Raw genomic sequence first — 14199 nt, forward strand, 5'->3', positions numbered from 1 at the left:
TTTAGTGGTATGGCATGAAAAGCGTTTCCAGAGCCTGAGGATCCGTCAGCACCTCTATTTCCAGTTCGTACACACGACGTTCACCGGGTTCGAGCCAAATCAGTTGCCGGGTTGCTCGGGCCTGGGCCTGACCCATCGGCGGATGGGTTCCGGGTTCAAGGCCCGTCACGTACTCGCCCTTTCCCCAATGTTGCCAGTTGGTCAGCCAGGGAAGCTGCTGTTTATAAAAGCGAATGACAAGTGCCAATCCTAACGTTTCATTATATACGCCACATTGACACTGTCCTGCGTCATCCGCTTCCAGATTAATAAAGGCTACTTCCTCCCCCGCCCCGGCGTGGGCGTCCAGGGGGGCGGGACAGGTACGAAAATCATGTTCGGGCCGAAACAATTGCGGGTGATCTGAACCCGCCTCCCAGGAACCCCGCCAGAGGAGGCGGGTACCCTCATCGATGAGCGGCCAACCCAGGTTGATGTGGTACAGCAGCATGTGCGGAGCCGTAGTATTACCCCGATTGACTATTTCGTCCCGTAAGCGAAGACTGGCTTTCCCCAACGTTGACGAAAGGGTACGGCTTAGTTCCAACCGCGTACCTAAGGCCTGACTTTGACGAATCCGCCCGCGTACGCTCATAACCAGCTGACCCGTGAATGGATCGGGTTGCGTGATACATTCGAGTTCTGCGGGTGTATTGCTGAACGTATCGTGCAGACCGCGTTCCCCCCATTCGTCGCTTTCCGGACCACCTACGTGCGTCAATCCACAGGTAGTCAGCAGGCCGCCTCCGAAAGTTCGCAGCCAGCCCAAACCCCGGTTAGAAAAGGGCTGCGGCGTGGTAATGCCCCCGTGACTCAGCCAGGCCAGACTGTGTTGCTGATAAAAAGCCTCGGCAATGTCCATTCCCCGATCCAGTACTACTTTGTACCGAAGTCCCGCTCCGGTATTCACCCAGGCGATTCGATTGCCCCGTCCGGGTCCGTTATCGAGTACCGACGTTTCGATGCCCCCCAGTTGGGCGGGATTGGAAATTTTGTCCCGGCTCCGCTGATCGATTCCTGCCATGGTTTACAAGGTTTTTAGCCGGAGATTCCGGTATTCAACTTTCATGGGCGGACCTACGTGTACCTGCACCCCTAGGAAACCCGCTTTTTTGCCATGTACCTTATCCAGATCGGTCACGTCACTCATCAGTACCCCATTGATAAAATGTTGCAGGCGATTCCCTTTCACAATCAGGTGAAATTCGTTCCAATCCTCGGTTTTGATACGGCTTTGCAGAGCTTCCGCTTCCCCCAGCGATTTCTCAACCGTCAGCATTGTCCAGGCATTGTTTTTAATCAGATCGCGGACGTTTCCCTGCGTAAAGGGCTGGATGCGGGTTTGCTGACCCCGGTACGCGAGCGTCGTGCGACCTCGTTCCTCGTAATTCTGCCCCGTGTATTTGTTTTGGCCATCGATATCTGCCTGATAGCCTTTCAGGGCGTAGGGTACCTCCGGGACGCGTTCACTGCGGTAATTGATGCCTGAATTCCCATCCTTCGTAATTCGAAAGGTACCCTTCAATTCAAAATCCGCCGGTTGCTGTTGCTGCCAGATCAGGAAAGTATTGGTTTTCAGAAGGGTACTCGGCGTTACCTCGCCCACCAGCGTACCGTTTTCGATCCGCCAGTAGGTGGGATCACCTTCCCAACCTTCCAGCGATGATCCGTTCAACAGGGGTACAAAACCGGATTCGGTGGTCTGGGCCCAGCCTTCGGGGCTACCGATCCAAAGTCCGAAGAAGAGTAGGAGCGTAATTCGTGCGTGTCGTTTCATAGGTCGATTATTCGTTACCCCCCGCCGTTTTGGGTTGATATACTTCGTGTTGTGGATTGCCGGAAGACTTTAAAAACGCCATCAGATCTTTGAGTTCCTCCGCATTAAGCCCATTGATCAAGCCCGGAAGCATCATCGACACGGAGGAATATTTAGTAGAGGTAACGTTCTTCTTGGGAATCTTCTGAACCTGCTCCGGAGCGAAGGGATTCTGCGAGATGGTATAGCTGGTCTTATCTTCGTTCACCAGCCGTCCCACCAGCGACTTGCCATTTTTCAGGGAAAAGATGGTCGAAGCGTACTGATCGGAAACGGTTTTGTCCGGGTCAATGATGGCTTCTAAAATATCTTTGTTGGAAAAGCGAGTGCCCAGCTGAGTTAAATCCGGACCAATGTCACCGCCTTCGCCCCGCAGGGTATGGCACCGACTGCACAGAATGGCCGAGTAGATGTTTTTACCCCGATCGAAATTGCGACGGTTCAGGCCACTATCTACTACCGCCAGGGCGTCGCTCGTCTTCCAGTTTCGACCTGGTCCCTGTAAGGTATAATTGCTGGCTAATTCATTCCCCGACCGACCGATCAGCCCTTCCCCCGAAAGTTTGTTGTAGCGATCAAACTGCTCTTTGGGTACTTGGGATAGGGCCATTTTCCGGGCCTTATCGATGAAACCAATGTAACTGCGACCACCCTGGTATTGAAACGCCTGGGCAAACCATTCGAAGTACTGCGACCGTAGTTCCGGCGTCCAGCCCGTTTGCTGGCGACTAAGCATTACGGCATAAAAAGTCTGCTGGGCGGGGGGCATTTTTTCCAGCATCTTGGCGATGTCCAGTCCATATTGCGGATTACGCAAAATCAGATCGGAAGAACTGGTAGCGGCAATACCGCCCAGGGTCTGACTGCCGGGTTCTTCTTTCTGACGCATCAGGGCCAGCGTTTTGGGGGCCGCCTGCGGGGATTCCAGGGCGATCAGTAGCTTGCTCAAGCCCCGGTTAAGTACGGCACTGCGGGCCGGGTACAGCGGTTCTAGCGTAGCCAGTAAGCGAGTTTTTTCCGGAGCCGTTGGCGTGCCCAGGCGTAGCAGTACCAGTTCATGCACCCGAAGCCAGTCTACCTGCTGAGCTTCGTTAAGCCGCTCGAATTTGATTTTTGCCAGAGCTTCCAGTACTTGGCTTTTCAGCGTAGCCGGGGCCTGTCGGGTCAGGGCCAGCAGGGCCTGAAGCGAACGTTGCGGATCGGATTCCTGCAGGGCTTTTTCCTGCCATTGGGCGACGGGCTGATGCTCCAGAGCCAGACGGGCCGCGTACCGGACAAATCGATCCGGATGGTTAAGATGGGGCCAGGCCAGGTCTACGGCCTGCGGCTGAGCCTTTTCGTGAAAGGCCTCCAGCTGGCGGCGGAGCTGCTGTTCGGAAGTTAGCGAAGCGGTTACGGCTTTAGGTTCCTCCACAGACCCCTGATAGGACACCCGGTACAGATCAGATTCGAGCCGACGTCCGCCCGTTAGGAAATACAGAGCACCATCCGGCCCAATAAGTCCATCCGTCAGGGGCAGAGCCGGTCCGGAAATAAATTCTTCCAGTTGAGCCTCGTAGCTGGCTCCTTTCGGCTTGAGCTGTACGGCGTAGATGATGCCGAAACTCCAGTCGAAAGCAAATAAAGCGTTCCGGTATTTTTCGGGAAAACGGGCGGAACCTCCGTGGATGAGGTTCGTAGGCGAGCCTTGTCCAACGTTCACAACGGGCGGTAAATTATCCGGATACGCCGGCAGCCATTTGCCATTGCCCGTTCGCCAGCCAAACTCCGCCCCACTCGTTACGTGGCAGATGCGGGTGGGCCGGTACCAGGGCAGTCCGAAATCCCATTCCATATCCGAGTCGTAAGTGAACAGTTCGCCCGCTTCGTTGAAGGCCAGATCGAAGGGGTTACGAAAACCCGCCGCGACGAGTTCCCAGTTCGAACCCAGCGAATCGATGTGAGCAATCCACCCCCCCGGTGCCATCCGGTCTACGGCGTGCCCTCTGGGATCTTTGATCGTGGGCAGCAGGTTATCTTCCTGCCAATTTTTGGGCAGTCGGTAGCTATTCATTTCGGGCACGTCGGTATGATTCCCCGCAATGACGTAAATGGACTGTTTGTCCGGAGCCAATACCAAGCTATGCGGACCGTGTTCACCTTCCCCTTTCAGGGATTTCAGCAACGTAATTTTATCAAACTGATCATCACCATTGGTATCCTGAAGCCGATACAGGCCGCTGCCTTTGTCGAAATTCTTGTCACGCTCGTGGTTTACCATGACATACAGGCTGTTGAAAGCCCAGAGTAAACCCTGAGCGTAGCCCATCCGAACTTTTGTCTTGACTGAGTCGGGTAGTACGTTGGCGTCCGGTAATTGAATCGGCAGGGGTTCCACCTTTGGCTTCGCATCCGGGGCTCCCAGCGGCGGGATTTCCAGGCGATAGAGGTAACCATACTGATCGGCAGTAATGAGTCGGCCTTTTCCATCAAAGGTCATCGCTACCCATGAACCCTGCTTCTGCTCCGAAGGGCTGTAGAGGTGTTCCGCTTTGAATCCGGCGGGTAATTTGAGTTTTTTGACTTTCGGATGTTCAGGCTCCGGGGCCTGAACGATCCAGGCAGTCGAGCCCAGGATACCCAACAGCAGCAGTCCATACACGAGCATCTGTCTGGTGAAAAAAGAGGGTAAAGCCATGACGGTTTCGGAAGATTAGGGCAAGGTCTCCCTCCCTTTCCATAGGTCGGAAAGGAGGCCTTGCCTGCGTAACATCAAATGAATTACCAGCCCGGATTCTGCTCAAAACCATTGAGCCGGATTTCCCGCTGGGGAATCGGATATAGCAGCATGTAATCCTGCACATTGAAGGCAGCCGCACTCAGGCGGGGTAGTCGCTTTTTCTCCTCGACACCGTGAGCATTCATTACCGTCTGTGCCCGTCCGGTTCGCAGGAGGTCAAACCAGCGGTGGTTTTCAAAAGCCACCTCTACCCGTTGCTCGTGATACACTGCTTCACGAAAGGCCGTCTGACTCAGACCCGCCAGCGGAGCCAGCCCCGCCCGTTGACGAACGGGATTCAGGTACTGGTACGCCGCAGCCGTTTGTCCCGTTTCATTCAGAGCTTCCGCCAGCATGAGCATCACATGACTATAGCGATATACGGGCCAGTTGTCGTCCGTTCGGCCCTGTAGCTTGAAGGGTGGATGAAAGAATTTTTTGATGTAAGGCAGCGAATCCTGGCCAAACGCTTCCGAATACTTGTCATTACCGGCATCAATGTAGTACCCAATGGAAGCGTCCCGCCGTTTGTCTCCTTTTTCGTAGGTCTGAAAAATATTCCGCGTGGGAATGTTCATACCACCCAGATTGCCCTGAAAAGTCGTAAGTGGCACACCGGCGTTATACGGTCCAAAGGAGTAGATAAAGTTGCTACTCTCCCCTTCCATATCGGCGTTGTACTGCACTTCAAAGACCGATTCGGAATGGTTTTTATTTGTCGTCGCAAATACGCTGGCGTAATCGCTGACCAGTGTATAGCCCTTGACCTGTTCGAAGGAGGCGATGGCTTTCGCGTAATCTTTTCGCGTCAGGTACACGTGTCCCAGTAAGGTATGAGCGGCCCCCTTCGTAGCCCGACCGACGTTTTGGCCCGTATACGTTTGCGGCAACTGATTGACCGCGTCCTGCACGTCGCTGATAATTTGCTGGTAAATATTGTCGACGCTGGCTTTTTCCGCCGTAAAGGCCTGTTCGGGTCCGGCAATTTCCTTCGTAATCAGGGGAACGGAACCGAATAAACGTACCAGATAAAAGTAGTGCACTGCCCGCAGAAATTTAGCCTCGCCCACGTACTGGGCCTTGAGACTTTCGTCCTTAAACGGAACCGCATCGATCCGGCTCAGGATGACGTTGGACTGCATGACACCCTTGTACAAGGCAGCCCAGACATTTTGCACGTAATTATTAGAAGAATTGATCAGGAACTCGTCAATTTCCTCCCGCTGCTGCACCCCGCGATCACTTTCGTTGAACTGGTACGTGGTGTTATCCGATCGCATTTCAGCCATCGCGTACAGATCTCCCGTGTATAAACCCTGGAGCTGCCCGTAGGCTCCGTTGACGGCTTTTAACACCTGATCTTCCGTGCTATAGTACTTGTCACCACTCGTAAAGCTGTGCGGGTTGACATCGAGTGCTTGCTGGCAGGCCGTCAGGCTCAACAAAAGGGCTGCGAACAAAAGGTATGTTTTCATCGGTTTAGAGCGTCAGATCGTTAGAAACTAAGATTCGTACCTACGGTGAAAATGCGGGGAACGGGATAGCTGGAGTAGTCTACGCCGGGTACCAGCGTGCCGGATTTAGTCCCAGAATTACCATAGTTCTGCACTTCGGGGTTGCCCGTATAATTGGTAATCAGGATGGCGTTCTGGGCCGATACGTAAAAGCGAGCACTGCGAATGACTTTCCCGATGCCTTTGCTCAGGTTATAACCCAGGGTGATATTTTTTACCCAGGCGTAATCATTGTCTTCCACCCACAACGAGCTGACATCCCGGAACATCACCCGGCCCCGTCCCGAGCCGTTGGTCGTCGGAATACGACCATTGCCGGGCTGTTCGGGCGATCGCCAGCGGTCTTTAATGTCGCGGGTGACGTTAAAGACGCCATCAATGTTGTGCAGGTATTCATAAGCCGTATGCAGCCGTTGCCCGCCCACGGAACCGGTGACGAGGACGCGTAGATCAAAGTTTCGATAATTGAGCGTATTGGTCAGACCCCAGGTAAACTTGGGATAGGGATTGCCAATAACATCGAAATCATCCACCGGCGTAATGACGCCATCGCCATTGACATCTTTTACCCGCATGTTGCCGGGTACGGCACCGGGAAAGGCTGGTCCCGCATTGATTTCTTCCTGATTCTGGTACAGGCCATCAAATACGTAGCCGTAGAAAAGTCCCAGCGGTCGGCCCAGCATGGTGATGTTGGTCGGATTGCCCTCACCACTTACGCCGGACAGAATCGGACGGTCGCTACGACCCAGAGCGAGTACTTTATTGCGGTTGAAGGCAATGTTGAAATTCGTCGTCCAGCCCAAAGAACCCCGCGAAATGTTTCGGGACGTAATAGCCAGCTCGACGCCCTTGTTCTGTACGTTGCCCCGGTTTTCCATTACCGAGCCAAACCCCGAGGACTGCGGAATCTCTACATTCAGTAACAGGTCTTCCGTATTGCGGCGGTAAAAATCCGCCGTGATGTAAAAACGATCACTCAGCAAGCCGAAATCAAAGCCGACGTTCAGCTCGTGCATCCGTTCCCAGCCCAGTCGGGGATTTCCCAGCGTTTCCATCTGACGGCCGCCCACCAGCGTTCCGCCCAACACGTAGTTATTGGAAATCATCTGGCTCAGGTAGGTGTAATTACCGATTTCGAAATTTCCCGAAACGCCGTAAGAAGCCCGCAGTTTCAGGTCACTAATCCAGTTGACGGGTTTTAAAAATTCCTCCTGCGAAATTCGCCAGCCCAGAGCCGCCGAAGGGAAAATACCCCAGCGGTTATCCTGCCCAAAGCGGGAGGAACCGTCTCTCCGAAGGGTGGCCGTCAGCAGGTACTTGTCGCGGTAGGCGTAGTTCAGGCGGGCGAGATAGGAAAGTAACGACCAGTCTTCCTGACCCGTACTGCCCGTAATGCGAGCGGCGGCGTTAAAGGTTTTTACATCATCATCGGGGAAATTTTCACCGGTAAACGAGGCTCCTTTATTGGTCTGCTGCTGAATGGTGAAACCCAGCAGGGCCGTCAGGGAGTGGACTTCGTTGAAGGTAGTCTGATACGTCAGCGTATTTTCGTTAAGCCAGTTCTGGTATGAATTCCGGTTATAGCGGGCCGTAGGAATGGTGGGCGGGTTCTGGTTGAGGTACCCAATCGTGGAGGGGTGGAAGTACTCGGCCCGTCCGTCCTGCCAATCCGTATTGAACGTCGTTTTGAACTTCAGATTTTTCACGGGTTCGTATTCGGCGTAGGCGTTGATGAGCACCCGCGTACTGTTCGAGCGATCGTCCACTTCATTAAGCACCATTACCGGGTTTGGATAATTAAACGTTCCATCACTCTGAATCATGGGATTGTAAGAACCATCCGACAGGTACACGGGTGGTAAGGGACTCGCCACCAAGCCTTCGCCGAAGCCCTGTTCCCCCCGACCGGCACCGCCAAAAATACCGCGTTGCCGACGGGTAAAGGTGGGAGCCAGATTCACCCCGACCCGCAGTTTATCGCTCAGCCTACCATCAATGTTGGCTCGCAGGGAAAACCGCTGAAAGCTCGTACCCGTCACGACACCGTCCTGCTGAAAAAAGCCAGCCGATACGTAGGTATTCAGGTTTTCATTGCCACCACTCAAACTCAGGTTCACGTCCGTCATCGGTGCTACGCGGGTCATGGCTTCAAACCAGTTGGTACCTTTGCCCAGCCGCTCTGGATTACGGTACTGCTCCGGAATATCGGCATCGGTAGCTTCCCGGTTTTGTTCCGCCCGAATCCGATCCGAAATGGCTTCCTTACGAAACTGAGCGAATTCCTGAGCGTTCATCAAATCCGGCTTCCCTTTATTGGGAATTTGCTGTAAGCCCGTATATACGCCCACTTGTACGTTGGTTTTTCCGGTCTTTCCCCGTTTGGTCGTAATCAAAATGACGCCATTGGCTCCCCGGGAACCGTAGATGGCCGTAGCCGAGGCATCTTTCAGTACGGTGATGGATTCAATATCCTGCGGGGGAATGTCATTGATGGGATTGGACGTTTGATTGGAAGTTGTAGAAAGGGGAAACCCGTCGACCACGTACAGCGGCTGACTGCCCCCTCCAACGGCTCCGATCCCGCGTACCTGAATCTGTGCCCCCCCCCCGGCACCCCGTTGGAAGAGCTGATCTGCACCCCGGCGATTTGTCCGGACAGGGATTGATCCAGGCCCGCGACGGGCATTTCCTTCACGTTTTTCATGGAAATGGACGCCACGGAACCTGTTACATCCTGAGCCCGCTGGGTACCGTAGCCCACGACCACCACTTCATTGAGAGCACTGGCATCGGCTTTCAGCACGACATTCAGACTGGTACGACTCCCTACCGTAATTTCCTGCGGGGTAAAGCCGACGAAAGAAAAGACCAAGACGGCGTTTTCATCCGCTACGCGGAGGCGATACTGCCCCTTCACGTCCGTAGCGACACCCCGCTGGGTGCCTTTGACCAGAATATTTACGCCGGGCAGGGGTTCGCCTTTTTCATCCGTTACCGTTCCGGAAACTTCCGTATCCACGGCCGTACGGGGAGCCGCAGGCGATTGTTTGATCAGAATAATTTGCTGAGCTTCCACCTTATACTCCACCTGTAGCGGGCGAAGCAACTGGTCAAGTACTTTAGACAAAGGCAGGTTTTGAGCCTGTACGGAAACTTTTGGAGTGGAGCCGAACAAAGAGGATTGGTAGGTAAACCGTACTTCGGCCAGTTTGCTCAGCTGTTGCAGTACCACTTTCACATCCTGATTCACGAGATTCAGTGAAATCCTGCGTTGCAGCACTTCCTGATCGGCAGAATCATTCGCGTACGCTCTGCAATAGCCGGCGAATACCCACAAAACAAGACAGGTAGAAGTAAGCCATTTTTTCATAATAGGTACTGTTTTACGGTTTAGAGTAGACACAATACTTCCCTGCATCCCGGCAAGGGATGTACTGGAGACGAAAAATGAACTGAAGCTGGGTTCGAGGTCTATCGAAGGTTTTAACCCGCACTACGGTGTACAGCCGTCGCTCTGGATAAATACCTGTCCCCCTTTCACCTGGTAAGTGGCCCCGATGGCCTGACAAATGGCACTTAAACGTTCCTGAAGATTTTCTTCTTTAAAAGAGGTATTAATGGAACAGTTGCGAAGCTGTTCGGCATTGTAATTGATTTTGACACCAAACTGACGTTGCAGTTCTGCCAGTACCCGGGGCACCGGAGCGTTGTCAAACGTCTGTTCCCGGAACACGGCTCGTTTTTTAACCAGCGTGATTTTGTCCAGACGGTCCAGCCGTTTGTCGTACGTAAGCTGTTCCTGCGGATTCAGAATCGTCGGCACAGCGATACTCGTTCGTACCCGTACCCCGACCCGGCCACTGCGTACCTGAACCACCGTTTTCTGGGTTTGGGGCCGGGCGTAAATCCAGAAACTCGTACCTAACACTTTTGTACTCAATTCAGACGTGTACACGACGAACGGATGATTCGGGTTTTAGTAATGTCAAAGAAAGCATCGCCGTAGAGCTGTACTGCCCGTTTATCCTTCGGAAACTGCACCGGATACCACAAACGACTATTCTTTTCCAGCGTTACCATACTGCCGTCCGGTAACAGTACCGTGACGGGTTCTTTTCCTGAATTGGTTTTCAAGGCCCAATGCAGGGAAGCAGGTTCGGGCGTCGCGGGTTTTTCCGGCCAGCTCCACCATCCCAGCCCTGCCAATATGAGCAGCACCGCTGCCCACCGAACCCAGGTAAACGCTCGCAATCGACGCAGGGGTTGTACCGCCACGCGTTCCCTCAGCTTTTCCAGTTCCAGCTGTACCTCCGCCTGCGGAACGGGTTCGGCGTAATGGGCGTAAATCTCCTCCAGAAACAGGCGGGCCTGACGAATTACGTCCTCCTGTTCCGGATGCATCGTAAGGTACTCCTGCCAGAACAAAGCCTGTGATCCGGCCGGATCACGTACCCAGTGACGAAAGGATTCGTCCTGAATAAAATCACGGGCTTCAAAATTCTGGTATTTTTCATGAAAAAATAAAACAGTGCACGTTTCAATAGTAGAGTGTGCGGTAGCCGCAGAACCTAACCAAAAACGATGAAAATTTTTTGAATTAATTTTCGGGGAAAGGAAAACTCAACGCATTCGCTACCCAAAGGACACCTCCCACGACCCAGGCATTGCGGAGTTCCTTGAGCGAACGGGACAGCAGATTATAGACGCTCTGGTGGTTGAGTTGCATGATCTCCGCAATCTGATCGTGCGAGAGACCTTCGTAATAGTGTAGAAAAATAATTTCCCGCTGCCGGGGAGACAGCGATTCCAGAGCTTTGGTCAGACGCAGGTGGTATTCTTCCTGGGTTTCCTGATGGATGAGCAGCGATTCTACCCCCAGCTCCTCACTGCCTAAGGATTCCGGATACGCTTCGTAGGAATACCCCGAATGCTGCCGGTAAGATCGGTAGATTTTGTTTCGCAGAATGGCAAACAGGTAAGCTTTAATGTCCTCGGGTCGGGGCAGTGACTCGCGTCGGGTCCAGAGTTCCAGGAAAAGCTCCTGTAGTAAATCTTTGACGAGCTCCCGATCACGTTCCAGCTTTAGCCCGTAATTCAGCAGAGCCGCATAATACCACTCCGCTACCTGATTTAAGGCAGCCGAATCCCCCTGGCAAAGCTGTAGCCATACGTGCTGGGCCTCTAAGGAGTGGGGATGCTGGGAAATCAAGGCTTAAACAGGGTTATGATTTCGCGGCAAGTTACTATAATTAACAAAAAAACACCATAAAGTGCAATTTATATCCAGTACTAAATTTTCTTGATTTTCTGTAAAAGACGTTCTCCTCTCCTTTAGTCCTCACACGTTCAGAGGGGTGTTGGGCGTTTCTTCCCAGCATTGACAAAATCAATTTTTCGATTAAAACTATCAATTTTTCTTAACCATCGGGCGTGGTCACTTTTGTTCGGAAAACCAATTTAACCCCTTGTTTTACGCATGGAAAACCAGAACAAATTAACTACGGCTACGGGAACGCCCGTTCCGGACAATCAAAATGTACTGACGGCGGGGCGGCGGGGCCCGCTCTTGCTACAGGACTTTTGGTTTCTGGAAAAAATGGCTCACTTCGACCGTGAAGTTATTCCCGAGCGTCGCATGCACGCCAAAGGCTCGGGAGCGTACGGCACGTTTACCGTCACACACGACATTACGGCCTATACCAAAGCCGATCTCTTTTCCGAAATTGGGAAGAAAACTGAGCTATTCATTCGCTTTTCGACCGTAGCTGGCGAACGGGGAGCCGCCGATGCCGAACGCGATATTCGGGGTTTTGCCCTGAAATTTTATACGCAGCAGGGAAACTGGGATCTGGTCGGAAACAATACGCCCGTTTTCTTTTTCCGCGACCCGATGAAGTTTGCCGACCTGAATCACGTGGTCAAGCGTGATCCCCGAACGAATATGCACAATGCCGACAGCAACTGGGATTTCTGGACCCTGTTGCCCGAGGCCCTGCATCAGGTTACGATTGTGATGAGTGATCGGGGTATTCCCCGCACGTACCGGCACATGCACGGCTTCGGCAGTCACACCTACAGCTTCATCAACCATCAAAATGAGCGTTTCTGGGTGAAGTTTCATTTCAGAAGTCAGCAGGGCATTGAAAACCTGACGAATGAACAGGCGGCTGAACTCATTGGTCAGGACCGGGAATCGCACCAACGCGACCTGTACGACAACATCGAGCAGGGGAACTACCCCAAATGGCAGTTCCTGGTACAGATCATGCCGGAAGCCGAGGCCCACACGTACGCCATTCATCCCTTCGATCTCACCAAAGTCTGGCCGCACGCCGATTATCCGCTGATTCCCGTCGGTGCGTTTGAATTGAACCGGAATCCCGCTAATTACTTCGCGGAAGTAGAACAGGCCGCTTTTAATCCGGCCAATATTGTCCCCGGCATTGGCTATTCGCCCGATAAGATGTTGCAGGGGCGATTGTTCTCGTACGGCGATGCTCAACGGTACCGTCTGGGCGTGAATCATGCCCATATTCCAGTGAATGCCCCGAAGTGTCCGTTCCACGCTTTTCACCGCGACGGAGCCATGCGTACCGACGGCAACCACGGGTCAACGATCGCATATCAACCCAACAGCTTTGGTCAGTGGCAGGAGCAACCCGCATTCAAGGAACCTCCCCTGAAACTGAACGGCGACGTGGATGCATACGAGTTTCGGCAAGACGATACGGATTACTTCTCCCAACCCGGCAATCTGTTCAGAAAGATGACTGAAGCCCAGAAACAGGTACTCTTCAGTAATACGGCCGCCGCCGTGGGTAAAGCCCAGCGATTCATTCAGGTACGCCACATCCGCAATTGTTATCAGGCCGACCCGGCTTACGGTACGGGCGTAGCTCAGGCTCTGGGGCTGACGATGGAGGAGGTTAACCAGTTTACGCATCCTCAGTTATAAAAAAAAGCCAGTCGTAGCTACGACTGGCTTTTTGTAATCCTGTCACAAGTGATTAAAGTTTGGCTTGAATAGCCGTCTCATACACCTCTACTATTTCCTGTTTTAGTGATTCAATCATGCGTCGCTTGACAAACGTTTTGGGCGTGATGATGCCGATTGAGCGGGTAGGTTCCGGGGCTTTAAAGGGTCGGATTTTCCGTTGTTGTTCCTTACTCAACTGGGTTAAAGCCAGCTCGGGAAGAATGGTAGCTCCGCCGTTTTCATCCACCAGTCGTCGTAAGGTTTCCAGACTGCCCGTATGAAATGCATAGGTGGGCTCCTCGGGCTGTTCCCTCTTTTTCTGGCACATCTTCAATACTTCATCCCGCAGGCAGTGGCCTTCGTTAAGTACCCAGATTTCAGCCGGATCAATGTCTTCCGGTTTCAATGTTTTCTTCTGGGCCAATGGACTGGTAGTGTCCACATACGCCACTAATTTTTCCGTAAATAGCGGATGTTCCAGCAACTGGCTTTCGTTAAGCGGCGTAGAGACAATCCCGCAGTCAATTACGCCCTGTTTAACTTTATGAATAATCTGGGCCGTGGTTTCTTCCCAAACCACGAGTTTAACTCCCGGATGTTTATTGCGAAACCGGCTCATCAGGCCAGGAATCAGGTACGGAGCCAGCGTCGTGATGACACCGATGTGCAACTCGCCCGCTAAGGCCCGTTGTTCCTGCTGAGCCACTTCTCTGATCCGATAGTAATCGTCCAGCAGCAAACGAGCTTTTTCGATGATTTCCGTACCAATTTTGGTGGGAACCACGGGATTTCTTTCAAAAAGCTTCACGCCCAGTACGTCTTCCAGCTTTTGAAGCTGAAGACTGAGCGTCGGCTGTGTTACAAAACAATGGGTAGCGGCTTTATTGAAACTCCGGTAGGTATCTACGGCCACCAGGTATTCGAGCTGAACGATTGTCATGGGAATAAACGACTTGAGGATGAACGGGTATTACGCCGAAAAATGAATGAATCGGTGGCAACGGAGGAGTCGTAAATAAGCTGGAGAAACGCACTACACCGGGGAGATGACAGATTGGGGAGATTTCAAAAGCAAGCGGTACGTTACCACTGT

At 52.8% G+C, this 14199-nt stretch carries 10 protein-coding genes and 1 pseudogene; 1 reads left to right on the forward strand and 10 read right to left on the reverse strand.

Features of this window, described 5'->3' with window-relative positions; all coding sequences use genetic code 11:
- Position 1: 1 nt before the first annotated feature.
- The 9 genes and pseudogenes from BWI93_RS02475 to BWI93_RS02515 all read right to left on the reverse strand — a co-directional run bounded on the left by BWI93_RS02475 (position 2) and on the right by BWI93_RS02515 (position 11339).
- On the reverse strand, positions 2-1063 hold the full coding sequence (locus BWI93_RS02475; protein ID WP_094808583.1) for an aldose 1-epimerase family protein: 1062 nt from the start codon (positions 1061-1063) through the stop codon (positions 2-4).
- Positions 1064-1066: 3 nt separating this feature from the next.
- Positions 1067-1816: a DUF1080 domain-containing protein gene (locus tag BWI93_RS02480; protein ID WP_094808584.1), complete on the reverse strand. Its 750-nt coding sequence runs from the start codon at positions 1814-1816 to the stop codon at positions 1067-1069.
- A gap of 7 nt (positions 1817-1823) precedes the next feature.
- A complete protein-coding gene (locus BWI93_RS02485) occupies positions 1824-4532 on the reverse strand; it encodes a c-type cytochrome (RefSeq protein WP_255157687.1) in 2709 nt (902 codons plus the stop codon).
- A gap of 83 nt (positions 4533-4615) precedes the next feature.
- Positions 4616-6088: a RagB/SusD family nutrient uptake outer membrane protein gene (locus BWI93_RS02490; protein WP_094808585.1), complete on the reverse strand. Its 1473-nt coding sequence runs from the start codon at positions 6086-6088 to the stop codon at positions 4616-4618.
- A gap of 20 nt (positions 6089-6108) precedes the next feature.
- Positions 6109-8793: a TonB-dependent receptor gene (locus BWI93_RS02495; protein WP_094808586.1), complete on the reverse strand. Its 2685-nt coding sequence runs from the start codon at positions 8791-8793 to the stop codon at positions 6109-6111.
- Positions 8794-8903: 110 nt separating this feature from the next.
- A pseudogene (locus tag BWI93_RS28450) lies at positions 8904-9548 on the reverse strand (carboxypeptidase-like regulatory domain-containing protein); the annotation flags it as partial.
- A gap of 75 nt (positions 9549-9623) precedes the next feature.
- Positions 9624-10085, reverse strand: a complete 462-nt coding sequence (locus BWI93_RS02505; protein WP_094808588.1) for a FecR family protein — start codon at positions 10083-10085, stop codon at positions 9624-9626.
- The gene (locus BWI93_RS02510) at positions 10067-10531 is read right to left on the reverse strand and encodes a FecR domain-containing protein (RefSeq protein ID WP_141217325.1); all 465 of its coding nucleotides are present in this window, start codon (positions 10529-10531) and stop codon (positions 10067-10069) included. The genes BWI93_RS02505 and BWI93_RS02510 overlap by 19 nt, the downstream gene beginning before the upstream one ends.
- A 196-nt stretch (positions 10532-10727) precedes the next feature.
- On the reverse strand, positions 10728-11339 hold the full coding sequence (locus BWI93_RS02515; protein ID WP_094808590.1) for an RNA polymerase sigma factor: 612 nt from the start codon (positions 11337-11339) through the stop codon (positions 10728-10730).
- 267 nt (positions 11340-11606) lie between these two features.
- Here BWI93_RS02515 and BWI93_RS02520 point away from each other — a divergent pair, with 267 nt between their 5' ends.
- Positions 11607-13085 (forward strand): catalase, encoded by a 1479-nt coding sequence (locus BWI93_RS02520; RefSeq protein ID WP_094808591.1) that lies wholly within the window; start codon positions 11607-11609, stop codon positions 13083-13085.
- 52 nt (positions 13086-13137) lie between these two features.
- On the opposite strand, the gene BWI93_RS02525 is transcribed toward BWI93_RS02520, so the two are convergent.
- Positions 13138-14046 (reverse strand): hydrogen peroxide-inducible genes activator, encoded by a 909-nt coding sequence (locus tag BWI93_RS02525; protein WP_094808592.1) that lies wholly within the window; start codon positions 14044-14046, stop codon positions 13138-13140.
- Positions 14047-14199: the final 153 nt, after the last annotated feature.

Origin of the sequence: Siphonobacter sp. BAB-5385, assembly GCF_002261125.1 — a bacterium.
Lineage (GTDB): Bacteria > Bacteroidota > Bacteroidia > Cytophagales > Spirosomataceae > Siphonobacter.

Excerpts from the sequence above, each read along its gene's own strand:
- BWI93_RS02475 (WP_094808583.1), bottom strand. The coding sequence starts at position 1,063 with ATGGCAGGAATCGATCAGCGGAGCCGGGACAAAATTTCCAATCCCGCC.
- BWI93_RS02480 (WP_094808584.1), bottom strand. The coding sequence starts at position 1,816 with ATGAAACGACACGCACGAATTACGCTCCTACTCTTCTTCGGACTTTGG.
- BWI93_RS02485 (WP_255157687.1), bottom strand. The coding sequence starts at position 4,532 with ATGGCTTTACCCTCTTTTTTCACCAGACAGATGCTCGTGTATGGACTG.
- BWI93_RS02490 (WP_094808585.1), bottom strand. The coding sequence starts at position 6,088 with ATGAAAACATACCTTTTGTTCGCAGCCCTTTTGTTGAGCCTGACGGCC.
- BWI93_RS02510 (WP_141217325.1), bottom strand. The coding sequence starts at position 10,531 with ATGCATCCGGAACAGGAGGACGTAATTCGTCAGGCCCGCCTGTTTCTG.
- BWI93_RS02520 (WP_094808591.1), top strand. The coding sequence starts at position 11,607 with ATGGAAAACCAGAACAAATTAACTACGGCTACGGGAACGCCCGTTCCG.
- BWI93_RS02525 (WP_094808592.1), bottom strand. The coding sequence starts at position 14,046 with ATGACAATCGTTCAGCTCGAATACCTGGTGGCCGTAGATACCTACCGG.